Here is a 23,291-nt window from a genome sequence, read left to right as displayed (position 1 = left end):
TTGCAGAGGCAAAGCCGACAGGATATAACTGGGTAGTCCAACCAGACACTTTTCCGGCTTTTGCCTCTTGGAACTTTGGAGTGCTCTTTGACTTTTAAACTAGGTATTCTGGAAGTTGGCCGACCACCTGAGAACCTGCGCAACACATTCGGTGACTACCCGTCCATGTTCGAGGAGTTACTGAGGCCGCGCGGAGCCGACTGGCACTATATGTCCTATCCCGTGGTGGATGGTCAGCTGCCTCAAACCGTTCATGACTGTGACGGCTGGTTAATCACCGGCTCCAAGTATGGTGTCTATGATGACCTTGACTGGATCGGCCCGCTCAAGACTTTCTTGAAACAGGCCTATAGTGAGCATGTACCCATTGTCGGCATTTGCTTTGGACACCAGATCCTTGCAGAAGCGCTGGGCGGCAAAGCCGAAAAATCCGACAAGGGTTGGGGCTGTGGGGTCTTCACCTACTACGTCCTGCAAAGCCCGAACTGGATGCCCGAAGGTCTGACCAGCTTCTCCATTGAGGCCTACCATCAGGATCAGGTTGTGCGCTTGCCAGAAGACGGCGACGTCATCGCGTCCTCTGATTTCTGTGAGTTTGCCGCAATCGATTACAAGGGCAGGGCGCTCTCATTCCAGGGCCACCCGGAATTTTCCAGGGATTACACAGTGGCACTGTGCAACGAACGCCGCGGTGACACCCTTCCAGAAGATATTGCCGACCGTGCGATCGCCTCAAATGATGCTCCCATGCAAATCAGCGAGGTTGCGCACATGATAATAAACTTCATTCAGCAAGCAGCGGTTAGAGAGAAACAAGAGGAGCTCTAAACCCCGCTTGGGTTTACCTCTAAGGCTCGGGGCAACCTCCCGGGCCCTTCAGGATTTTATATGGCTATTTCGCGAGGCTTTTTGCACGCCAATGACAAGGCAGGCCAACACCCTGCCTCCTACTACGCAGCAACTGCAAACAAGCAGCTCTCCTTTCCCACACTGGAAGGTGAGCACAGCTGCGATGTGTGTGTGATAGGCGCTGGCTACGCGGGCCTGTCATCCGCCCTGCATCTGGCAGAGCGGGGCTATAAAGTCCATGTGCTGGAGGCGCATCGTGTCGGCTGGGGCGCATCCGGACGCAACGGCGGCCAGCTTGGCAGCGGCCAGAGGAAAGATCAGGGCGAACTGGAAAGCCTTGTTGGTCTGGAACGCGCCAGAGAACTCTGGGACCTTGCCGAGGCCGCTAAGTCTCTTGTGAAAGACCTCATCACCAAACACCAGATTGAGTGCGACCTGAAGCCCGGTGTTCTTCACGCAGATCACAAGCCATCCTATGTCAGCCACAGCAAGGCCTACGCGGAAAAGCTTGCAAAAAACTACGGCTACGAGCAGATCCGCTTTGTCGATAAAGCCGAAATCCGCGAGATGCTTGGCACGACTGCCTATCATGGCGGCACACTGGACATGGGTGCCGCCCACCTGCATCCGCTCAACTACGCGCTGGGTCTGGCGCAGGCTTGCCAGCAAGCGGGCGTTCAGATCTTTGAGAATTCAGAGGTACTGGAGAGTCACAAGGGCGAACCCGCCAGACTGATGCTCGCCAACGGACAGATCACGGCCCGTTACGTGATCTTTGCTTGCAACGGCTACATTGACAGCCTTGAAACCCGCGTAGCTGCACGGGTTATGCCCATCAACAACTACATCATTGCCACGCAGCCACTGGAGGAGGGGCTGGCAAAGTCTCTCATTGCCAATGATGTGGCCGTGGCTGATTCAAAGTTTGTGATCAACTACTACCGCCTGTCTGCAGACAATCGCCTGCTGTTCGGTGGAGGGGAAAGCTACAGCTTTCAGTTCCCGCAGGATATCAAAGCGTTTGTGCGCAAACCCATGCTGCAGATTTACCCGCAGCTTAAGGACATATCCATCGACTACGGCTGGGGCGGAACGCTGGGCATCACGCTCAACCGCATGCCGTACTTTGCAAGGCTCGCGCCCAACATGCTCAACGCCAGCGGCTTCTCCGGCCATGGTGTTGCCATGGCAACACTCGCCGGTCAGCTCATGGCAGAAACCATCGACGGACAGGCCAGTCGGTTTGATGTGATGGAAAAAGTCCCTACACACCTGTTCCCCGGCGGCCGCCACCTGCGCTGGCCGCTGATGGTCCTCGGAATGCTCTATTACAGTCTACGCGACAGGTTCTGATCCGGCCCATTGGAGCGTTTCTGCGACAGTTTAGAGATCACGGCCCTTCAACTGTGAATGGTACATACCGCACCAAAAGTCCCATTGGGTATCTCACAGTTATTTTATATTCTCAGAAAACTCTATATAAAGGCGCTGGCGCACATGTTGCACAGCGCAATCCGGATAGGCGAGTACCGGTTTTCGGAATTTAAGGCGCAAAGATAAAACTACCGCAAGCATAAGCAAAGATCGAAACTCAACAAGAATAAAGCCGACTGCAATGCAGGGCTCTACGGTCTTTTGCAAAGAGTACGCGCCATAACAAAGAATGAAAGCAGTTGGTTTGCTCCCAAGAAAGGGCCAGCTGCAAAGATTTAATATAACGGGCACCTAAAATCATGTCTCACACAGCTGCTATTCGGCGGAAAACCATTAAAGACATCATGAAGGCAAAGGGCCACCATAAGCTGGTTTGCCTGACCGCCTATACCGCACCTGTCGCGCAAATGCTGGACGAGCACTGCGACCTGCTGCTGGTTGGCGATAGCGTTGGCATGGTCCTGCACGGCTTGCCGGATACAACAGCCGTCACGCTGGATATGATGATCATGCACGGCAAAGCAGTGATGCGCGGCGCTCAAAATGCGCTTGTCGTGGTTGATATGCCGTTTGGTTCTTTTGAAGAGAGCCCTCAGGTGGCCTACCGCAATGCACTGCGTGTTATGCAGGAAACCGGCTGTCAGGCCGTCAAACTGGAGTACAACGCCGCAGCTCCGGAAACCATTCGTTTCCTCGTGGACCGCGGCATTCCGGTTGTGGCTCACATTGGCCTGCGCCCACAGTACCTGCATGTAGAAGGCGGCTACAAAGTCGCTGGCAAGAACGACGAAAGCCGCAAAGAGCAGCTTGAGTGCGCACGCAAGGTAACCGAAGCCGGCGCATTCTGCGTTGTGGTGGAAGGCACCAAGGACGAGGTCGCCCGCGAAATCTCCGACAGCGTCGCCATCCCCACCATCGGCATCGGTGCCTCTGTTGATTGCGACGGCCAGATCCTCGTCACGGACGATATGCTCGGCATGTTCGACAAGACACCCAAGTTCGTGCGCAAATACGCCCAGCTGAAATCCCAGATCGAAGCGGGTGTGAAGGCATACGCTGAGGACGTGCGCCGCGAGCAGTTCCCGGCTGAAGACGAAACCTACTAAGAACGAACAGATCCGCCGGAACCAGCAAATCCGGTTCCGGCGGATTTGCTCCTCAAAACTTGGAGATGTCAGGCTGTGACCGCTGCGTGATACTGTGCCGTTGCAGGTATCTCTGAGCTTGGGGGAGCGAGTTGTGCTTAGTCTGGTTGTAGGAGTTTTAGTGTGCGTGGCAGCCCTTGCTGCCTATACCTTTTGGGGTGTCCTTAAAATCCAGACGCCCACCAATGGACCTTCCGTCAAGTCCGAGGGACGTGCCGGCACAGCGCTGCTGATCATCGATGTCCAAAAGGACTTCACCAAGGACGTAGGATCCCGCAAGTGGGACCCGGATTATCTCCGCTCCCGCATCGAACAAATTAATGCACTGGGCGCACAGGCGCGCCGTGACAACTGGCCGATCATCGTCATTCGGCAGGTCTATGAGGGCTGGTACACCAACCTCCTCGTCCGGCTCCTTGGCGGGGGACTAGGCGCAAAAGGGTCTGATGGTCTCCAGCTGGACCCGCGCATCACCGTGGCACCCGACCTTGATCTGGAAAAATCATTAAGTGATGCCTTTGGTGAGCAGGCGCTCTCCGAGTACTTGAAAGCCAGACAAATCGATCATCTCGTCCTCACCGGTCTGGATGGCAACGCCTGTGTCAAAAACACAGCAATCGGAGCCATTAATCGCGGGTATCGTGTCGAACTCTATGACCCAGCAATCCTCGCACAAAACCAGAAAGCGTGGAAGCTGCAGAAGGAGGCCCTCCAGGAAATGGGTGCTGCTGTCTCGTGGGATCTTGTCGAGAACGAAGCGGAGGCCAGAGTTGAGAAAGACTCTGCCTAGTCAATTGGCTTGCCGTACTTGTCAAAGAAGGGGTGGCGCGGTCCATAATTGTCAGTAAAGCTCAAATGGTTGACCAGTTCACCATCGCGCCATCGGAAGATGCGCACAGCTGGCGGCTCCAGCATGAAAGTTGCTTCCCCGTCAGGTTCCAGATCAAGCGTCACCTGATGACCCGAAGCTGGACAGATGCTGACAGGAATCCCGTTCTTGAAAACCTCAATCGCCCGGTGCACATGCCCACACGCGATCTGCAGGATCTGCGGCTGGCCTGAAACCACCGGCCAGAAATCCTCGTCCGCTCGCATCAGCATCATGGCATCCATATGCAAAATACCGGTCCGGACGGGAGGATGATGCATGAACACCAAAGTAGGCTGGTCGTGGTGCGCCTCTAACTCCCCCCGCAGCCATACCTGCCGATCAACATCAAAGTGACCTTCCGGATGGCCCGGAACACTTGTGTCCAGCCCAATGATCCGGAGGCCCTCCCGCTCAATGGAAAACTGAAGCGGCCCGTCCGGCGAAACATAATCATGGTCAGAAAAAGCCGCACGCATCACATCCCGATCATCATGATTGCCAGGGATCACGTAAAACGGCATCTCCAATGGTGCAATCTCTTGCCGGAACAGCTCATACTCATCGCGCGTTCCCAGATCGACCAAATCCCCACTAATCACAACAAAATCAAGCTGCGGACGAAACGCATTCAGATGCGCAACTGCTGCCCGCAAAAAAGAGAGCGTGTCAGAATATTTGTAGGCGAACCTGCCACCAGCCTTGAGATGAATGTCGGTGAGCTGCGCGAAGATCATGAGCACTACTCCAAAAGGATGGGGTGTCTGTCACATTCAAACCATGTGACCGAATAAGCGGAGGTCAACGAGGCCGGAGCTCGGATCAATCAGGAAGGCCTCGAAGCGCATGTGAGCTTTTCATGAGAAAAGCGCACGGGCAACTCGTAAATCAAGCAGAGAAACACAAGGGTGAGGGCTGACGTGTGGCGCAACTTTGAGTTTCCCACATCTAAGCAACAGCTTGTTTCCCTTATTTTTGCCCGCATTGCGCAACAAATCGCCAAACTGCGGGTTTTGCCGCATTGAAAGGCCTCCTAAAACATATCACAGTGCACCCCTGAAATATGAGAGGCGAGTTTTCGGGAGATATTCGGCTCCAGACAAATTCGAGCCGTAGCGGAGGAGGAACCGCGAGCGGTTCATTGGGAGAAGGGCGTGCTATGGGGATAGCACGCCCTTACTGTTTCTAGCGTCCTGTCAGATGATCAGGCTTCTCAGGGCGTAAGACAGCACCGCGACGGACGCGACGCCTGCTACCCAAAGGGCCGCAAACCAAAACAAGCGCTTCCATAACGGTTGGTCGACTTCGCCGGTTTTATCAGGGCTCATTAGTGATACCCCTCCGTTGATTTGATCTTGCCGCGGAATACGTAATAGGCGTAGGCCGTGTAGGCGAGGATCATCGGGATAAGGATGACGGCTCCCACTAGCAGGAACTTAAGGCTACTATCAGGCGCAGCCGCTTCCCAAAGCGTGTAAACGCCCGGAACGATTTCCGGATAGATGTTGATCCCCAATCCCACGTAGGTCAGCAGGAAGAGCACCAACGAGGCAAGGAACGGTGTGTAATCCGAATCCCTCATCAATGCCCGCCACAAGACCAGTACAGTGATGGCAACAAGCAGCGGCACAGGGAACGTGTAAAGCAGATACGGGAAGCTAAACCACTTCACCATAATGTCCTCATTCAGGAATGGCATCCAAATGCTCACCAGCAACAGGAAGCCAACCAAGAGAATTGCAGTGTATTTGGAAAGACGGCGGAAGTGCTCTTGCGGCCTGCCTTCCAGTTTCATCACCAGCCATGTGGAACCCAGAAGGGCATAGCCTGAAACCACGGCCAATCCTGTCATGACGGAAAATGGCGACAGCCAATCCCACCAGCCGCCAGCATAGGTTCGGTCAACCACAGTGATGCCCTTCACAAGCGTGCCAAGCACCAACCCCTGGCAGAACGCGGCGACAAGAGACCCTGCGAAGAAGGACAGATCCCAGAACGGTCTGCGTTCTTCAGAGGATTTGAAGCGGAATTCAAAGGCAACGCCTCTGAAGATCAAACCGATCAACATGCCGATAATTGGTGCGTAGACCGCAGGCATGATAACCGAATAGGCCAGTGGGAACACAGCGAACAAACCACCACCGCCAAGAATGAGCCAGGTTTCGTTTCCGTCCCAGACAGGAGCCACACTGTTCATCATCAAGGTGCGTTCATCAGCATCTTTAGTGGTCGGGTACAAGATCCCGATGCCAAGATCAAAGCCATCCAGAACCACATAGGCGAAGATCGCTACTGCAATGAGAAAACCCCAGATTAGCGGATAATCAATCATCATGGGACCGATCTCCCTCGTTTGGTTGCAGGGCCTGCGCAGGTGTTATGCCTGCGGATCTGACCGGGACGCCTTCCTCAACGCCGTGACTTGTGTCAGGTGATTTGCCCATGGATCGGAAGATGTAGAAGATACCAACTCCAAAGACGACAAAGTACACGACCACGAACACGACCAGTGAGGCCCACACGGCAGGTGCTGCCACCGGCGATACCGAGTCAGCAGTCCTGAGTAATCCGTAGACAGTGTAAGGTTGACGTCCCACTTCAGTGGTTGTCCAGCCTGCGATGATAGCAATGAAACCAGTCGGCCCCATCACAATGGATGCCCGCTGAAGCCATTCGCTTTCATAGAGTCGCCCTCGGAAACGGGACCAAAGTCCCCATACGCCAACCAGCAACATCAGGACACCGATGCCAACCATGATGCGGAAGGAAACAAACACGATTGCTGCAGGTGGCCAGTCTTCCCGTGGGAAGTCGTTAAGGCCGGGAACTACACCGGTAAGGCTGTGGGTCAGAATGATACTGGAAAGATAAGGAACCTCGATCTTGTACTTTGTCTCGCCTGCTTCCATATCTGGCCATCCAAACAGAATGAGCGGGGCAGGGCCTTGCGAGTCAAAATGGCCTTCCATAGCTGCAACCTTGGCAGGCTGGTGCTCCAGAGTGTTCAGGCCGTGATAATCACCGGCAATCATCTGGATTGGTGTCACCACAATGATCATCCACATGGCCATGGAGAACATCACCTGCGCCGCCTCACTGAAGCGGTTGCGCAGCAGGTGGTAAGCGCCAACGGCAGCAACAACAAAGGCGGTCGTCAGGTAGGCAGCCAGCACCATATGAACAAGACGGAATGGGAAGGAAGGATTGAAGATGATTTCCAGCCAACTCGCTGGCACAAACTGGCCAATCTCGTTTATGGCATAGCCTGCCGGGGTCTGCATCCAGCTGTTCACTGAAAGGATCCAGAATGCGGAAAGTGCGGTGCCGATAGCAACAACCACAGTGGCGAAGAAGTGCAGCTTCTTACCCACGCGGTTCATACCAAACAGCATAATGCCAAGGAAACCAGCCTCCAGGAAGAAGGCCGTAAGCACCTCATAGCCCATGAGCGGCCCAATGACCGCCCCGGTTTTGTCTGCAAAGGCAGACCAGTTGGTGCCGAACTGATACGCCATGACGATGCCGGAAACGACCCCCATAGCGAAAGAAAGTGCGAAGATTACGAGCCAGAACTTAAAGACCCGCAAGTATACATCTCGTCCGGTCCATAGCCATAAGCCCTCAAGAACGGCGAGGAAGCTCGCCAAACCTATAGTAAAGGCGGGGAAAATGATATGGAATGCGATCGTAAAAGCAAATTGGAATCGAGCTAGATCAACTGCTATACTGTCCATGTGACCACCTGTCGATGGGATGTGCCGATTTTAGATCATGGAATTCCGTAGCGGAATACTATTAATAATTATGCTTTTTCCGCAGTCCATGACCAGTGCACCCCAAAAGATAGGGCACTTGTCTTTGATGTAGTAACTGTTTTCTTGAAAAAGTGAGTTGTATTAGGAGCTATGCACTACGCAAAGTGTCGCATAACCATTGCTTATGCCCGATCCGCTGCTGCCCTGTCCGGTTTGTATTCATTCTAATTCGAATATTCCGTCTTGCCCGGGAAGGACGGCTGCAAGAACCAGTAGATCAGCAGCAAAGCACCCAGAACCGGAACAAACACAATCAGCAACCAGTAGGCTGACCGATTAACGTCATGCAGCCGCCGCGCCGCTACAGCAACGTTCGGCAGGATCAGCGCAATGCCCATGATCGAGCTCAGCGGTGTACCATCCCGAACACTCCCGGCAGGCAATCCAAGTGCAGGTGCAACCACAAAGTAATCAATGAGGTGAGCTCCCACCATCACGATCGCGAAGAACAGCGCCCACCACCAGAACTCGGGGAGCGTTGCACGCCCCTCAAACTGTACATACTTCTCAAAGCCGGTCCTGATGGCGCGTCCAAAAGTCATCACATCCTCATAAGTTGGTTTGTTCGGCTCACTGATACTCGGCAAGCACTGTTTCCTCGGAGGGTCTCAGATGCAGGTAGAGCAGAAACAGCCAGCCAATGACCGGCACCAACCATAAGAACAGCCAGTAGCCTGAATAGTTCACGTCATGCAGTCGGCGCACTGAGACAGCGAGACCCGGCAGCAGCAGCACAATGGCAACAGCGGTGGCAAGAGGTGAAGGAATCTGCTGGCCATAAAGAGGTATGGCGCCGAAAATCAATTCGAATAGGAAGATGTCTATGCTGGTCGCCAAAGCGCTCATCAGGATGGAGAACAGCGCCCACCACCAGTACTCCGAGCGCGGCGCACGGCCATAGAATTTGGCATATTTTCTGAAGCAGGTTGTGATTGCGTCATGAAAGGTAACCACAGCACCCTCCTTTTTTGCAGAAAAGGCTAGGGCTGGGGTCCTCACCATAAAGTTGAGGAAACAGACGCAATGCAAGACAGGAGAGTAAGGAACCGGCCTTCACTCTCCTGTTTGTGTTTATTTGCTTAAGCAGATCTTATTTTTTGAGCCGATACTGAACCGTCGGCGCAAAGCTGCATCCCCCACAAGAGCTTGCACAACTGCTGGAGACGGAACTTGTAGAACACCCCACTTCTTCAATGCGCCCCAACGCTTTCAGCTGCGTGATCATGGCAAGAGCAAAATCACTCGAAATGTTCATCTGCTGCGCAATCTCGCCAACAGTAGCGCCGCCACGTTCTGCCAAAACACCTTCGACTTGGTGCAACATGTTACTCTGCCGCCTCCAATGCTGCCTGATGCGCAAGGGTGGTCTCCGCCTTCTGCCGCATGAAGATCAGCACACCGGCAATCGAGGCCAGCAACCCGATGATCCAGAGCGCCGAAGAGGTCGGATGTCGCGTAAAGGTACCAATTTGATAGGCCAGCGACGCACCTGAATAGGCCAGCAAGGTCGTCCAACCTGCTGCAAACAGCGCCCAGTTGCGACCGACCTCACGCCAGATGGTGGCCAGCGCCGCAGAGCAGGGGATGTAAAGCAGAACCGCAATCATGTAGGCAAACGCACCCACCTTGCCGTCAAAGTGCGCAGCAAGCGCCGTGAACAGACCAACCTCAACCTCTTGCTCTTCCGAGGCTGTCTCATAGCTGGATGTATCGCCAATATTGATACCAAGCGGGTCAAGCATCTGCGAGGTTAGATCCACAATACTGCTGGTAAAGGTTGCGATAGCGTCCTGTGCGGTCTCCAACGGAGCAGGAGCCCCTCCATCTTCATCCTGCGTGACATAAAGCGTCTGCAAGGTGCCAACCACTGCTTCTTTTGCAAAGATACCGGTGACAAGACCAACTGTGGCCGGCCAGTCATCCTCACTCAGTCCCATAGGCGAAAAGATCGGTGTCACTTCCTTGGAAACAACGGCCAGCACAGAGTTACCGTTGGCCTCGTTGCCAAAGTTGCCGTCGAAGTCGACAGAATTGAGAATGGTCAGAACCGCCACGACAGTAACAATGATCTTGCCTGCTCCAAACAGGAACAGCTTCAAACGGGTCCACACCAGCTTCATGACCTGCGCAAACTGTGGCATCTGATAGGTTGGCAGCTCAATAGCAAGGCTTGTGGACTGGCCTTTGTAGAACGACTTTGACAGAGCCCAGCCAGTAAAGATCGCAACACCAACGCCCAGCAGGTACAGTGCAAACACAATGTTCTGGCCATTGACCGGAAAGAACGCAGCTGCAAACAGCGCATACACCGGCAGGCGCGCACCACAGGACATGAACGGTGCCATCATGGATGTTACCACGCGCTCCCGTTCCGTCTCCAGCGTGCGCGTTGCAATAACGGCAGGCACTGTACAGCCAAAGCCCAGAATAAGCGGTAGGAATGCACGTCCCGGCAACCCGATCCGGCGCATCAACCCATCCGCGACCACCGCCGCACGGGCCATATAGCCACTTTGCTCAAGGAAAATCTGGCAGAGGAACAGCAGGCCGACGATCGGGGCGAACGTACCAACAGTCTGCAAACCTCCACCAATCGCTGTGATCAGCATTTCCAGCGCGCCGCGCTCAAGCCCGACAGCATAAAGCAGGCTCAGCGGCGCCTGAATAAACAGCGCGTCTCCCAATCCATCAAACAGGTCAATGAAGTAGGAGGAAACATTAATCGCGATGAAGAACATAACGTACATCGCGCTAAGGAAGACCACCGGCCCCGCCCACTTGGAAAGTACAAAGCGGTCAATCTTATCGGAGAAGCTTCGCACATCCTGCGGCTCAGGCAGCTCCATCAACTGGGAGAGCGAGTAGGCCCGATTGAAATAGCTCGTCGCCATCACCAGCTCGGTCGGGTCCTGCAGACGAGCAGCGCACGCCTCAGAGATATTGTGCGCTTTGGCAAGAACCGCCTCCGGCACCACTGCACGGGCCAGCTTGTCACCTTCCATCAAACGATGCGCCAAAGGCATGGACTGGGAGGAAAGCTCGGGCGCAAGGCTGGCAATCTCTTTCGCCAAGTCCTTGACCTGTTCAATCAGCTCAAAAGGATCAGTCAGCAGGCGGGAAGGGGCCTCCGGCGCACGCACCACAGTCGCCAACTCATCACGCAAGCCAGCCAAAGAATGCTCGTCGTGAACAGAAGTCGCGATAACAGGAATGGAAAGCGCAGCAGAAAGGCGGTCAGCCGCCGCTTGTAAGACACCCGCAGGCCACAGGTCCGCTTTGCTCATCACTGCAACGATAGGCACTTCAAACGCCAGCGCCTGCAGCAAAATGGCAAGCGAGCGTTCCAGCGCAATTGGATCAAGCACAACAGCCAGTGCGGCCGGGCGATCAGACAAAAGCGCCTGACGGGTGATCCGCTCGTCAATACGGTCATCTTCAGGAGAGGAAAGTGTTGCAACACCGGGCAGGTCCAGCAGCGCCAGTTGAATAGTCTGTGTTTCACAAATACCGGTCTTGCGATCAACCGTAACACCCGGCCAGTTGCCGATCACCTGACTGCGGCCAGTAAGCTTGTTAAACAGGCTGGATTTGCCGGAGTTGGCCGTGCCAAGCAAATGGACTTGTGGCTTGCCATCACAGTGGCAGGAGGAAGTACCGTGGCAGCTCATTGGCTGACCTCTTCCACCAAAATGGTGTCCGCCAGATCAACGCCTACTGCAACCCGCTGAGACCCGATGGATAGGATCCGCGCCCGCGTTCCGCAGCCTTCAAAAATTGAAACCGGGCGTTCACTGGTCAAACCAAGAGATCTCAGCTTCAAAGCATCCGCCCGGTCTTGTCCAAGGCGAACAATCTTCAGCTCAACGCCCGAGCGTGCCTCCGTCAGGCGTGTGGCCTGCACAGGTGGTATGAACGTTTCGCGGTAAGGGGCGAATGCTTCTTTATGAGGTGATTGCGCAAACGTCTCTTTGGCTAGCAAAGACATCCATGTCTCCAAAACTTTGTTTCTTGAAGACAAAAGAACTGCAATTGCGAATGACTTGCATTGACAACAATCAAATAGAAGGCAGCCTGCGGCAAATCTCAGCCGCAGCTATCACATTGTAATGATTGTAAAAAATAGGATATCAGTTAGGCGGCTGTAGCCCCGTTGCGCTACAGGCTTGTTCTAAAACAGTTTCTTTGGATTTGGCAGCATCCAGTTTCACCCAGTCGATCTCGCCCGCATCGTAAGTTTGCTGAAGGCGAACCACCTTTGCATCTGCGTCCGATGCGTCGCCGTGTCGCGACTCAACCCGGTTGATAAGCGTCTCCACGTCTGCTTCCAGCCAAAGGCCAATGAACTCCGCCCCGGTCTTTGCAGCAATCTGCTCAACTGAGTCTCTCTCTTCTTTCTTGCTGAACACCCCATCAACAATGACAGAGTGCCCGGCAGCCAGGACCAGTTCCGCGCGATGCATCAGCTCAGCATAAACCTTTGCCGAAAACTCGGGTGTGTAGCTGTCGTGACCTGCCTTCACCCTTTCCGGAATACCCAGCAACTCTTTGCGCAAAACATCCGTGCGCAGATGAACAGCCCCCGGCATCCGCCCAAGCTGCGGCGCCAGGCCTTGTGCTACAGTCGTTTTGCCGGTTCCGGAAAGCCCACCAATCACGCAGAGCACAGGCGGTGTCGGCTCAAGCGCGCGCTGGCAGATCTTGAAGTACTCCTCAGCCTGATGCTCCGTCTTGCTGCGAGTAGCCCCCTCCTGATGCAAAGAAGCAGCCGCAGCAATCTTGGCCCTGATGGCAGCGCGCATCATCAGGTAGAACCTGAGAACACGAATATCTTTCAGATGTTGTGGCTCCTGCGTCAGTTGCAGATAAGCATTGAGCACCACGTTCGCCGCCTCCGGCTCCTTCCGCTCACACAGGTCCAATAACAAGAACGCCAAATCATAAAGAACGTCGCCAGTTGCGATTGCATCGTCGAACTCGACAGCATCAAACAACATGGGCTTGCCATCAAACATCACAATGTTGGCAAGGTGTGCGTCTCCATGGGTGAGGCGAACAAGACCCAGTTCACCGCGGTTCTGGATAATGCCTTCGATAAACTGATGTTCCTTGCGGGCGGCCTTATCCAGTGCCAGTACTTCCTCAGCCGGAAAGAACTGCGGGAACTCCTGAAACGCGTCTAGGTTCTGGTTGGTATAGGCAAGCAGATCATCTATCCACGGCTGCGCTTCGCGTTGCGTCGTCCGGCTGTGCGCGTCCACCATGAGCTTGGCAAGATCAAGCGCGAGTTCCCTGCTGATCCCTTTTTCCTCAGCGATCCGGTCCAGCCCCAGATGCTCGTTGAAGCGGTTCATATGGACAACCCACTCAACCACTTCTCCCTGACCGGCCAGCTCCAGAGTTCCATCACGCTCAAGTGTAATCGGCAATGCGCTGCGATAGATCTGGGGCGCATACTGACTATTAAGGCGCATTTCTGCTTCACAGGCGCTCTTGCGTTTCTCAAGGCTGGAATAGTCGAGGAAGGGGAATTTCACATCCCGTTTCATCTTGTAGGCATCGTTCCCCACCAGAAACGCGATGTTCGCATGGGTATCAATGCGTTTGACCTCTTGCCCCCGGTGCGCAGCGGGTGAGGAGAAGAAGCGGATGATATCGCTTTGGGTCAGGGTATCCACGTCAAAACTGTCGGTGGTCATGGGTACACTCCTCGAAACTGCGCAAACCTGAATGTGTTGTGCACGCTCTTGTCGTAAATGCCAATCTATCAATCGGGCTTAGGACATATTCTGGGGCCGTGAATTTAGTATGAAGCTCCCTTAGGAAAAATGGAAAAGAACGCGAAGCGCGAAACCGCCTGATCTGTCATGCAGACCTCAATAATCACACTGCGATTTGCCCGGTTCATTCCCATTGGGAATAATAAAGGGAAATACTGCAGATTTGCACGGGCGCATAATCCGCGTATCTTCGCCCCAATTGAATTAGGACTGGAGTGAGGGATGAGCCAGACAAAACGGACCGGTGGTCAGTTAATCGTAGATGCGCTGGAAGATCAGGGCGCAGAACGTGTCTTCTGTGTGCCGGGTGAGAGTTATCTTGCAGTTCTGGACGCGCTGTACGATGCCTCTGTTCCAGTAACCTTGTGCCGTCAGGAAGGCGGCGCGGCCATGATGGCAGAAGCATGGGGCAAGATGACCGGTAAACCGGGCATCTGCATGGTCACTCGTGGCCCCGGTGCAACCAACGCATCAGCAGGCGTGCATATTGCGCAGCAGGATTCCACGCCCATGATCTTGTTTGTCGGCCAGATCGCCCGCGACATGCGTGAGCGCGACGCGTTTCAGGAAGTCAACTACCGCCAGATGTTTGGCAGCATCGCCAAATGGGTTGCCGAGATTGACCAGCCGGACCGCATTCCGGAAATGGTCTCCCGTGCCTACCACGTCGCCACATCTGGTCGTCCAGGTCCCGTCGTTCTGGCCCTACCGGAAGACATGCTGATCGAGCTGGCAGACGCACAGCGGGTTCCGGCCATGCGTCCGGTTGAAACCTATCCGTCCCCCCGTCAGATGGAAGAGTTCGGCGAGCTTCTGGAAGCCGCAGAACGCCCGTTCTTCATTCTTGGCGGCTCCCGCTGGTCAGAAGAAACCTGCGACACCTTCAAAGCCATTGCAGAAAAGAACAATCTACCGGTCGGTGCTTCCTTCCGTCGCCAGATGCTCTTTGACAATGGCCACGCCTGCTACGCAGGTGATGTCGGCATCGGCATCAACCCAAAGCTCAAGGCCCGCATCGAGAACTCGGATCTTATCGTTCTCCTCGGTGACATCCTCTCCGAGATGCCAAGCCAGTCCTATTCCATGCTGAACATCCCGGTCCCGTCCCAAAAGGTCGTGCACATTCATCCCGGCAGCGAAGAACTTGGCCGCATGTACGTGCCAACGCTGGGCATCAACGCAAGCCCCGCAGGCTTCTGTGAAGCATTGGCCGCACTTGAGGTAAAGCAGCAAGCTGGCTGGAAGGCACAGGTTGACGAAGCTCATGCTGACTATCTGGCATGGTCTGGTGCCCGCCCAACAGTGGCGGGTGATCTGCAAATGTCAGAGGTCATGGAGTGGATCGAGAACAATCTCGATGACACCACCATCTTCGCCAACGGTGCAGGTAACTACGCAACATGGGTGCACCGCTTCCACCGCTTCCGCAAATACAACACACAGCTGGCCCCAACCTGCGGCTCCATGGGCTACGGCCTGCCAGCAGCTGTTGCGGCAAAACTGAAGTTCCCGGAGCGTGATGTGGTTTGTTTTGCTGGCGACGGCTGCTTGCAGATGACTATTCAGGAACTGGGAACCGCTGTGCAGAGTGGCGCCAACATCATTGTGGTGGTCGTCGACAACGGCATTTACGGCACCATCCGTATGCATCAGGAGCGTGAATATCCGGGCCGTATCAGCGCAACCACCCTGCAAAACCCAAATTTTGCCGATGTGGCCAAGGCCTATGGCTTCCATTCAAGCACGGTGAAAACAGCTGATCAGTTCGGTCCGGCCTTTGAAGCTGCAAAAGCCAGCGGCAAACCAGCCCTGCTGCATCTGCATCTGGACCCTGAAGCGATCACACCAGTCCGCTCGCTGACGGAGATCCGTGAAGCGTCAATGGCTGCAAGTTAAACGAATATGTTGGAGGCGATGAGCTAACTCATCGTCTCCCGATCAAGGGTCGTCACATCCAAAGACACATCCGCAAGCGCATCATCATCCGGTGAGCGTTTCACGCGGAAGCCCAGATTGCGGCACATGTCCAGCATGGTGGTGTTCTCACGCAAAACCTCGCCTTTGACAGTCCGAATGCCATCCACCTTGGCGTAGCGAATAATCAGCTTCATCAGCACCCAGCCAAGTCCCATCCCCTTCAGACCAGACTGCACCATCACCGCATACTCACCCTCGGTGTGATCCGGGTTTGAGTGAAGTCGCACAACACCCAGTATATCGCCGGTCTCCGGATCAATAGCCGCAAACGCCATGGCTCGCGCGTAGTCAAGTTGCACAAGGCGGGCAAGGAACGTATGCGAAAACTCTTTGACCGGTGCAAAGAAGCGCAGCCGCAGGTCTTCAATGGAGACCTTCTCGAAGAACTTCTTCAGGATGCCTTGATCTTCAGGCCGGATTGGCCGGATCAAAATCGTCTTGCCATCCTTCAGTTGATGGGTGTGCTCCCACTCAACAGGGTAGGGCACGATAGACAGGCGTGAGGCTCCCTGCCGTCCCGGACGTTTGTCCGGAGCGCTGATTGCAACGCGCGCATCAAGCACCACAATACCATCTTCATCCACCACAACCGGATTGAGGTCCAGCTCGCGCACCTCGGGAAAATCAACCGCAATCTGAGAGAGCTTCACCAGCAGCTGCTCCACTTCAGAAACATTGGCCGATGGTCGGTTGCGGAAGCCCTTGAGCAATTTGGATGTGCTCGTGCGCGCCACCATCGCCTTGGCAAGGTTCAGGTCGATGGGCACCAGATCAATAGCCCGGTCGCCAATCACCTCAACCGATGTACCGCCTTTGCCGAAGACAACCACAGGACCAAACACCGGATCATCTGCAAGACCGGCATACGTCTCAAGACCAAACCGGCGTGTCACCATGGGCTGGATCTCAACGCCCGTAATCTCCGCATCAGGGTAAGAGTGCTGCACATTGCCCATGATCTTCTCAAAGGTCGCCTTCACACCCTCCACGCTGTCCACGCCAAGATGCACGCCGCCTACATCTGACTTGAACGTCAGATCAGGGCTGCTCACCTTCAGAACAAGCTGGTCGTGTTTGTCGAAAAGCACCTCCGCCACTTTGGCAGCCTCTTCAGCGGTTTTAACCAGATGCAGCTCCACCTGATTAATCGCATAAGCGCGCAGCAACTCTTTTGTCTGTAAAGGAGTAAGCCACTTCTGCCCGTTCGCCAGCGCCCCGCGGATTGTCTCTTGCGCCAAGCGCAGGTTCGGCTTGTAATCGCTGGGCAGACTGTCTGGCACCGCGGATAGATGGTCCTTGGCTTCCTTGTAGCGCACCAAATGCATAAAGGATCGGATCGCACCGGATGGGCTTGGATAACAGGGCACCCGCGCCTCATCCAGAACCTGTCGCGGAATATTAGAACCGCCCGCCAGCGTGGTCACAAACGCCTGATGCCTGCCAAGCCGTTTGCGGTCTTCCTTGGCAGCCTCGGCAAGCGCTTTGGCAACCAGCGAAAAGTCTTCAAACGCAGTGGGCGCTGCAATCGCCAGAACACCATCGGAGTTCGGATCCTGCAATAATGCACTGATGCCTTCTTTAAACTCCGCCGGACTTGCTGCTTCAGAAAGAACAAGCGGGTTGTCGGCACGCGCATCAGTACGGGTTAGTGAGACCAGCTTTTCTTTGGTCTTCTCACTGATGGGCGACAGCTTGCCGCCCACTTTGGCAAGACGGTCAGCGGCCAGAGTCGCCAAACTACGGCCATTCGCGATAATGGACAGGCGGCGACCTGCGGATGGAGCTACGCGGGTAATCGTCTCCGCGGCTTCAAACATCTCGTCAAGATCATAAACACGAAGCACACCGGCACGCTGCAAGGCGGCGTCATAAACAGAATCGCGCGTTGCAAGACGGCTGGAATGAGCCGTACCGGAAATATGATGTTGGTCACGGCTGGCACCACTGCGAATTACGATAACCGGCTTGGAGCGGGCCGCAGCGCGTGCAGCAGACATGAACTTGCGCGGGTTGGCAATCGTCTCAAGGTGAACAAGGATCGCTTTGGTCCGATAATCCATCGCATACCAGTCCAGCAGATCCGAGACATCCACATCCAGTCGGCGACCTAATGAGACCACACCGGAAAACCCGATGGAGTTCGCTTTGGCCCAGGACAGCGTGGTGTTGAAGATGGTGCCTGAACGGGAAATCAGCGCAAGTTCGCCTTTCAGCGCTTGCTCGCTGGTCAAAAGGGTCGAGAGCTTGGAATGGGGAGAGGCAATCCCCAGACTGCCCGGACCAAGAATTCGAATGTTGTAGGGATGCGCCGCTTTCAAGAGCGCATCAAGGTGCTCATCACTCCAGCTGTCAAAACCGCTCGCGGGAATGACCACCGCGCGCGTGCCTTGTTCGCCCAGCAGGTGAATATCGCGGGCGGCCGTTGTATGGTCCCCCAGCAAGATGCCAAGATCTGCAGTGCCATCCAGCTCTTTAATAGAGGCGACGGTCCTGAACCCGTCAGCTGTGGTACCCGGCAAGTTGACAAAGCTTTTGGGGCCCGAAAACCCGCTGTTCACAAGGCTGCCGATAAGACGCTGCAGGATCATTTCCTGTTTGCTGTTCGGACCAACAATGGCAACAGAACGTGGAGAGGTCAGGCCCTCTAGATTGCAGATTGTCATGGCACATTCCCCGTCAAACTCATTTGAGTTTTAGGTCTGTATAAAACGATGTTCAACTGAGACCAATGCCCGCATACCAGAGCTGATGGACAAGTGGTCTGAAAAAATAGAAGAGAGGTGCAGCAGTAAAGCGACACCTCTCTCCGTTTCTACGTGGGCAAGGATCGGGAGGCAAAATGGGGCGCCCGCCGATTGGATCAGTGAGCCATCAGAACCGGGATGGTCATGGAGTGCAGAATGTCGCGGGTTGCTCCCCCAATGAGGTACTCACGCATACGACTGTGGCCGTAACCACCCATCACCAGCAGATCCACTGCATTTTCTGAGACGTAGTTGAGGAGTGAATCACTGACACCGATTGGTGGGTTGTTGATCACGTCAACATTGATCTCCAGATTATGGCGAGCAAGGTAGGTTGCAATATCGGTCCCAGGCTCGCCTTCTGTTGGCTGGCCCTTGTTCACAATCACGATGGTGACCTGCTCGGCCATTTCCAGAATTGGAAGTGCTGCATGGACGGCACGGGCAGCTGTTGCGCTGCCATCCCAAGCGACGGTCACCTTCTTGGCCTGGAAGTTTCCTTTGGAAATGAAAGGAACTACCAGAGTAGGGACGCCGGATTCAAACAGCAAACCTTCGATCAGCATTTCGCGCATCGGTTCTGGCGCTTCAGGATTTTCCTGCCCAATCACAACCATGTCGCTCAAACGGCAATGCGCCATAATGGATTCTAGGCTTCCGCCAGTGACGATTTCTTCTATACGGGTTTCAGAAGAAATACCCGCCATATTGGCGTAACTTGCAAACTTATCGATAGAGGCTTTTGCCGCGTCGATGGCCTGAGTCTTTGCCACTTGCAGATAATCGGTTGGCATCGGCGCCGCCAGAAACCCCGGTACGATTGGCTCAAATGCCAATGCAAGACCAGTGGCATGTGCTCCTGCCTGACGGGCAAATTCCACAGCAACCTGAGATGCTGTTTGATCGCCGTTCAGATCAGTAATAGTGAGAATGTCCTTGATTGCCATGTGCCTGTCTCCTTGCCCTCTAATTATTAGCGGTATGGGAGGGTGTCCCTCGCAGAAATATTAGGTCGGTATTGCAGTTACTGCTTTGATCCTTGTCAACCTTAAACATTGGGATAAGGTTTTGAAAAATAATGTAGTTTCACTATTATTGTATGTTCTTGAGTGTAAGGTACCGCAGTTTCGCTTCCAATAGGTATACTTGTAGTCTTTATACTTTAGGCAAAGAAGAACGGAATGGTTTCGCAAAGGGCAGGTATTTCATAGACTTTCGTATTGTAAAGAACATTTGGACTACGAACCTGGGGGCATGTGAATATTCTTTATACTCTCGGATAACTAAGGTTTATTACTGATAATTTTATGTTATTTCTATAAACTAATAGAACTTAGGGAGGAGCTGTTTTCGTGCGCATTGCAGGGACAGCTACATATTATCGGGAGTAAATAAATGAAAAATATTAAGGTAGCGACCGCTGCACTCGCGGCAACGATGGGCTCTGCGTTCGTAGGCGAAGCTCTGGCCGCTGATGTGACCTGGAATGTCTCGTTGTGGGGGAAACGCCGTGCATTTACCGAGCACGTCGAAAAGCTCTCCGAAGAGGTGGCTGCACGCACAAACGGCAAGTTCGAAATCAAACTGCATTACGGTGGTGCGCTGTCCAAGTCCCGCGAAAACCTCGATGGCATCTCCATCGGCGCGTTTGAGATGGCTCAGTTCTGCGCGTCCTACCATGCAGACAAAAACCCGACTCTGACCACCACCGACCTGCCATTCCTCGGCGTGCCGGATCTGGCAACTCAGGTGAAGGTGGATTTTGCACTCTATGATCACCCGGCTGTTCAAAAGGATCTGGGCCGCTGGAATGCAAAGCTGCTCATGCCATCTCCAATGCCTCAGTACAACCTGCTGGGCAAAGGCGAAGCACCGACCAAACTCTCTGACTTTAAAGGCATGCGTGTACGCGCGCTCGGCGGTGTTGGCAACGCGATGAAGACTATCGGCGCTGTTCCAACCACCGTGACAGCTTCTGAAGCCTATCAGGCTATCGACTCCGGCACCGTTCAGGCCGTGGCGTTCGCGCCTCACGCCCACCTGTCCTTCAAAACGATTGAAGCAGGTAACTGGTGGACCAACAACCTGAACCCAGGCACCGTGAGCTGCCCGGTTGTTGTCAGCAAAGACGCCTACGACATGCTGTCACCTGATTTCCAAAAGGCACTGGATGAAAGTGTCGACCCTGCCATCCAGCACTATCTGGACACCTACGCAAAGGTCTACGACAAGTTCTACCCGTCGCTGGAAGAAAACGGCGTCGCGCAAATCACCTTCTCTGACGAAGAGCTTGCAAGCTTCAAGGCTGCTGCAGGTAAGCCAATCTGGGACAAGTGGGTCGAAGACATGTCTGCAAAGGGCCTTCCTGCTGCAGACCTGCTCGCGCTGGTCCAAAACACAATCGCTGGCAAGTAATTGCTTTAGCGAAGGCGCATCCAAAAAGGGGCGCGCCTTCGCCTTTTCCGGTGACCAATGCCCACTGGAAGAAAAGTTTAAGAGCCTGCTCCACAGTGATCTGCATGGGCGGGGTACAATGTTTCTCTTAAAAATCGGGCTGATAACATGTCCAAACCAAACGGCTCCACGTATCCCAAGTCGGATATGGCCTATCTCCGCTTTAATGGTGCACTGGGAAAAATCGAGAACCTGTTCAACCTCATCGCAGCTACCTCCATCCTTGTGTTGATGTTGCTGGCCGTGGTTCAGGTCGTTGGACGCAATCTGTTCAACCAGCCCGTGCCCGGCTTCATTGATATTACAGAACAGGCTATGGCCGTGTTCGCGTTCATGGGCATCGCCTATTGTCAGCGTGTTGGTGGCCACATCCGCATGGAACTAGTGGTCGGCGTGTTCAGGGGGCGTACCCAATGGATCGCCGAGTTCCTCGGAGTATTGGCAATCCTGCTTGTAGTATCCGTGCTGATCTACGGCTCCTATCTGCACTTCGACCGCGCATGGACCTTCGGCGACAGCACCATGGATATCGCGATCCCCACGTGGCCTTCTAAGTTTGTTGTGCCAGCAGCTCTGTCACTGCTCTGGCTGCGCCTTGTCTTGCAGCTCTTTGGCTACGCTCGCCTGGTCATCAACACGTCCGCATCAGTTCTCGACCTGCCACACGTGATGGACGCTGCGTCCCACGCGCAAGCCGAGATCGAGGAAACATTCCATTCCGCTGAAAACGGAGACGAGGGACCTGACTTGAACACACCTGCTCATGGAGGTGCATCATGACGCCGTTTGACATTGGCCTCATCATGACCGGGGTGCTCCTGCTCCTCGTCATCATTGGCGTCCGCGTCGCCTTCGCCGCTGCGTTCGTCGGCATTGTGGGCATGATCGCCATCTTCTCCATGCGCCTCGGGTTTGAACGTGGTTTTCTCACCGCCGCAAAAATGGCGGGCACCATCCCCCATTCCAAGTCGGTGACCTATGCGCTTTCCGTTCTGCCAACCTTCATTCTGATCGGCTTTCTGGCCTACTACGCAGGCCTGACAAAGCAGTTGTTTGAAGCCTCCAAACGCTGGCTCGGCTGGCTTCCAGGCGGACTGGCAATCGGAACAGTCTTCGCAACCGCAGGGTTTGCAGCCGTATCCGGCGCTTCAACCGCAACCTCCGCCGTATTCGCCCGTGTGGCTATTCCGGAAATGCTGGAAGCTGGATACTCCAAACGCCTCGCAGCAGCAGTGGTGGCGGCTGGCGGCACGCTGGCCTCGCTGATCCCGCCAAGCGCGATCCTCGTGATCTACGCGATTTTGGTGGAAGAGAGCGTCGGCAAGCTGCTCATGGCAGGCTTCCTGCCAGGCGTCGTTTCCGTCATCATCTACGCCGCGATTATCTATTTCATCGCTGCATGGCAGGGTGGGGCACCCGCAATCGGAACCTACAGCTGGAAACAGCGCTTTGAGTCTGTCCCCGGTACATTCCCGATCATCGGTGTGATACTGATTATCTTCTGCAGCCTCTACTTCGGCTTTGCAACACCAACCGAAGCAGGTGCCTGTGGCGCGTTTGTGGTGCTGCTGACGGCGTTCTATAAAGGCATGCGCACTAAGCAGCTTTTCCTTGCTCTTCACGAGACGGCGAAGCTGACGGTGATGATCTTTACGCTCATTTGGGGCGTGCTGGTTTACGTGCGTTTCCTCGGATTCGCTGGCCTGCCCGATGCCTTCCGTGAGTTTATCGTCGCGCTGGACTACCCGCCAATGATGATTATCGTCTGCATCCTGCTTGGTTATGCCGTGCTCGGCATGTTCATGGATGCAATCGGCATGCTGGTCCTGACCCTGCCAGTTGTCTTCCCGGCAATCATGGCACTCAATGGTGGTCTGGATGTCAGCGCTGCAGACAGCACACTCGGCATGTCTGGTGCAGCCTGTGCGATCTGGTTTGGTATCATCGTGGTAAAGATGGCAGAGCTCTGTCTGATAACACCGCCCATAGGACTGAACTGCTTCGTGGTCTCCGGTGTGCGTCCTGATATTCCGGTACAGGAAGTCTTCCGCGGTGCGACCCCGTTCTTTGTGGCGGATGTGCTGACGGTAGCAGTGTTGGTGGCTTTCCCGGCAATCATCACCTTCCTGCCATCCTTGATGTAAAACCGGGGATCAGTTGAGAGATTGGAAAACCCCGGTCGGTAGACCGGGGTTTTTTACTGCGTCATACTAAGTCATTTCAACAAA

The 23,291-nt window shown here is 54.6% G+C and carries 19 protein-coding genes; 8 read left to right on the top strand and 11 right to left on the bottom strand.

Annotated elements, in window-relative coordinates:
• The first annotated feature begins 87 nt into the window (after positions 1–87).
• The 4 genes from IE076_RS04490 to IE076_RS04475 all read left to right on the top strand — a co-directional run bounded on the left by IE076_RS04490 (position 88) and on the right by IE076_RS04475 (position 4,218).
• On the top strand, positions 88–828 hold the full coding sequence (locus IE076_RS04490) for a glutamine amidotransferase-related protein (protein WP_189435516.1): 741 nt from the start codon (positions 88–90) through the stop codon (positions 826–828).
• A gap of 60 nt (positions 829–888) precedes the next feature.
• Positions 889–2,202 carry an NAD(P)/FAD-dependent oxidoreductase gene (locus tag IE076_RS04485; RefSeq protein ID WP_189435515.1) on the top strand — a complete coding sequence of 438 codons (1,314 nt, stop codon included), beginning with the start codon at positions 889–891 and terminating at the stop codon, positions 2,200–2,202.
• Positions 2,203–2,582: 380 nt separating this feature from the next.
• On the top strand, positions 2,583–3,389 hold the full coding sequence (gene panB, locus IE076_RS04480) for a 3-methyl-2-oxobutanoate hydroxymethyltransferase (RefSeq protein ID WP_189435514.1): 807 nt from the start codon (positions 2,583–2,585) through the stop codon (positions 3,387–3,389).
• A 166-nt stretch (positions 3,390–3,555) separates the two neighbouring features.
• On the top strand, positions 3,556–4,218 hold the full coding sequence (locus tag IE076_RS04475; protein WP_209008813.1) for a cysteine hydrolase family protein: 663 nt from the start codon (positions 3,556–3,558) through the stop codon (positions 4,216–4,218).
• Here IE076_RS04475 and IE076_RS04470 read toward each other — a convergent pair.
• The 9 genes from IE076_RS04470 to IE076_RS04430 all read right to left on the bottom strand — a co-directional run bounded on the left by IE076_RS04470 (position 4,215) and on the right by IE076_RS04430 (position 13,807).
• The gene (locus tag IE076_RS04470) at positions 4,215–5,033 is read right to left on the bottom strand and encodes a phosphodiesterase (protein ID WP_189435512.1); all 819 of its coding nucleotides are present in this window, start codon (positions 5,031–5,033) and stop codon (positions 4,215–4,217) included. The genes IE076_RS04475 and IE076_RS04470 overlap by 4 nt on opposite strands.
• 590 nt (positions 5,034–5,623) lie before the next feature.
• Complete coding sequence (cydB, locus tag IE076_RS04465) at positions 5,624–6,631, bottom strand: cytochrome d ubiquinol oxidase subunit II (RefSeq protein ID WP_189435511.1); 1,008 nt, start codon at positions 6,629–6,631, stop codon at positions 5,624–5,626.
• Positions 6,621–8,030, bottom strand: coding sequence for a cytochrome ubiquinol oxidase subunit I (locus IE076_RS04460; RefSeq protein WP_189435510.1), 1,410 nt, complete (start codon positions 8,028–8,030; stop codon positions 6,621–6,623). The genes cydB and IE076_RS04460 overlap by 11 nt, the downstream gene beginning before the upstream one ends.
• A 245-nt stretch (positions 8,031–8,275) precedes the next feature.
• A complete protein-coding gene (locus IE076_RS04455) occupies positions 8,276–8,698 on the bottom strand; it encodes a DUF805 domain-containing protein (RefSeq protein ID WP_209008812.1) in 423 nt (140 codons plus the stop codon).
• Positions 8,682–9,065: a DUF805 domain-containing protein gene (locus tag IE076_RS04450; protein ID WP_189435509.1), complete on the bottom strand. Its 384-nt coding sequence runs from the start codon at positions 9,063–9,065 to the stop codon at positions 8,682–8,684. The genes IE076_RS04455 and IE076_RS04450 overlap by 17 nt, the downstream gene beginning before the upstream one ends.
• 136 nt (positions 9,066–9,201) lie before the next feature.
• Positions 9,202–9,435 carry a FeoC-like transcriptional regulator gene (locus tag IE076_RS04445; RefSeq protein ID WP_189435508.1) on the bottom strand — a complete coding sequence of 78 codons (234 nt, stop codon included), beginning with the start codon at positions 9,433–9,435 and terminating at the stop codon, positions 9,202–9,204.
• A gap of 1 nt (position 9,436) precedes the next feature.
• On the bottom strand, positions 9,437–11,779 hold the full coding sequence (gene feoB, locus IE076_RS04440; RefSeq protein WP_189435507.1) for a ferrous iron transport protein B: 2,343 nt from the start codon (positions 11,777–11,779) through the stop codon (positions 9,437–9,439).
• Positions 11,776–12,096, bottom strand: a complete 321-nt coding sequence (locus tag IE076_RS04435; protein ID WP_209008811.1) for a ferrous iron transport protein A — start codon at positions 12,094–12,096, stop codon at positions 11,776–11,778. The genes feoB and IE076_RS04435 overlap by 4 nt, the downstream gene beginning before the upstream one ends.
• A 142-nt stretch (positions 12,097–12,238) precedes the next feature.
• Positions 12,239–13,807 carry a bifunctional aminoglycoside phosphotransferase/ATP-binding protein gene (locus tag IE076_RS04430; RefSeq protein ID WP_189435506.1) on the bottom strand — a complete coding sequence of 523 codons (1,569 nt, stop codon included), beginning with the start codon at positions 13,805–13,807 and terminating at the stop codon, positions 12,239–12,241.
• 303 nt (positions 13,808–14,110) lie between these two features.
• Here IE076_RS04430 and IE076_RS04425 point away from each other — a divergent pair, with 303 nt between their 5' ends.
• Entirely contained in the window at positions 14,111–15,784 is a 1,674-nt protein-coding gene (locus IE076_RS04425; protein ID WP_189435505.1) for a thiamine pyrophosphate-binding protein, read from the top strand.
• 23 nt (positions 15,785–15,807) lie between these two features.
• Here IE076_RS04425 and IE076_RS04420 read toward each other — a convergent pair whose 3' ends face one another.
• On the bottom strand, positions 15,808–18,528 hold the full coding sequence (locus IE076_RS04420) for a bifunctional acetate--CoA ligase family protein/GNAT family N-acetyltransferase (RefSeq protein ID WP_189435504.1): 2,721 nt from the start codon (positions 18,526–18,528) through the stop codon (positions 15,808–15,810).
• Between the two features lie 197 nt (positions 18,529–18,725).
• Complete coding sequence (locus IE076_RS04415; RefSeq protein WP_189435503.1) at positions 18,726–19,556, bottom strand: universal stress protein; 831 nt, start codon at positions 19,554–19,556, stop codon at positions 18,726–18,728.
• Between the two features lie 448 nt (positions 19,557–20,004).
• On the opposite strand from IE076_RS04415, the gene IE076_RS04410 reads away from it, so the two are divergent.
• From IE076_RS04410 to IE076_RS04400, 3 genes are all read left to right on the top strand, one after another.
• Entirely contained in the window at positions 20,005–21,024 is a 1,020-nt protein-coding gene (locus tag IE076_RS04410) for a C4-dicarboxylate TRAP transporter substrate-binding protein (RefSeq protein ID WP_189435502.1), read from the top strand.
• A gap of 147 nt (positions 21,025–21,171) precedes the next feature.
• Positions 21,172–21,843 carry a TRAP transporter small permease subunit gene (locus IE076_RS04405; RefSeq protein WP_189435501.1) on the top strand — a complete coding sequence of 224 codons (672 nt, stop codon included), beginning with the start codon at positions 21,172–21,174 and terminating at the stop codon, positions 21,841–21,843.
• Positions 21,840–23,207: a TRAP transporter large permease gene (locus IE076_RS04400; protein ID WP_189435500.1), complete on the top strand. Its 1,368-nt coding sequence runs from the start codon at positions 21,840–21,842 to the stop codon at positions 23,205–23,207. The genes IE076_RS04405 and IE076_RS04400 overlap by 4 nt, the downstream gene beginning before the upstream one ends.
• Positions 23,208–23,291 lie beyond the last annotated feature (84 nt).

The sequence above is a fragment of the Pseudovibrio japonicus genome (genome assembly GCF_014651595.1).
GTDB lineage: Bacteria > Pseudomonadota > Alphaproteobacteria > Rhizobiales > Stappiaceae > Pseudovibrio > Pseudovibrio japonicus.
Note: the sequence above shows the minus strand (reverse complement) of the source record. Positions and strands in the feature narration are given on the sequence as shown.

Bases quoted from the DNA above. Each gene is read 5' to 3' on its own strand.
- cydB (WP_189435511.1), bottom strand. From the start codon at position 6,631: ATGATGATTGATTATCCGCTAATCTGGGGTTTTCTCATTGCAGTAGCG.
- panB (WP_189435514.1), top strand. From the start codon at position 2,583: ATGTCTCACACAGCTGCTATTCGGCGGAAAACCATTAAAGACATCATG.
- IE076_RS04405 (WP_189435501.1), top strand. From the start codon at position 21,172: ATGTCCAAACCAAACGGCTCCACGTATCCCAAGTCGGATATGGCCTAT.
- IE076_RS04460 (WP_189435510.1), bottom strand. From the start codon at position 8,030: ATGGACAGTATAGCAGTTGATCTAGCTCGATTCCAATTTGCTTTTACG.
- IE076_RS04420 (WP_189435504.1), bottom strand. From the start codon at position 18,528: ATGACAATCTGCAATCTAGAGGGCCTGACCTCTCCACGTTCTGTTGCC.
- IE076_RS04400 (WP_189435500.1), top strand. From the start codon at position 21,840: ATGACGCCGTTTGACATTGGCCTCATCATGACCGGGGTGCTCCTGCTC.
- IE076_RS04425 (WP_189435505.1), top strand. From the start codon at position 14,111: ATGAGCCAGACAAAACGGACCGGTGGTCAGTTAATCGTAGATGCGCTG.
- IE076_RS04470 (WP_189435512.1), bottom strand. From the start codon at position 5,033: ATGATCTTCGCGCAGCTCACCGACATTCATCTCAAGGCTGGTGGCAGG.
- IE076_RS04415 (WP_189435503.1), bottom strand. From the start codon at position 19,556: ATGGCAATCAAGGACATTCTCACTATTACTGATCTGAACGGCGATCAA.
- IE076_RS04485 (WP_189435515.1), top strand. From the start codon at position 889: ATGGCTATTTCGCGAGGCTTTTTGCACGCCAATGACAAGGCAGGCCAA.
- IE076_RS04435 (WP_209008811.1), bottom strand. From the start codon at position 12,096: ATGTCTTTGCTAGCCAAAGAGACGTTTGCGCAATCACCTCATAAAGAA.
- IE076_RS04410 (WP_189435502.1), top strand. From the start codon at position 20,005: ATGAAAAATATTAAGGTAGCGACCGCTGCACTCGCGGCAACGATGGGC.
- IE076_RS04445 (WP_189435508.1), bottom strand. From the start codon at position 9,435: ATGTTGCACCAAGTCGAAGGTGTTTTGGCAGAACGTGGCGGCGCTACT.
- feoB (WP_189435507.1), bottom strand. From the start codon at position 11,779: ATGAGCTGCCACGGTACTTCCTCCTGCCACTGTGATGGCAAGCCACAA.
- IE076_RS04430 (WP_189435506.1), bottom strand. From the start codon at position 13,807: ATGACCACCGACAGTTTTGACGTGGATACCCTGACCCAAAGCGATATC.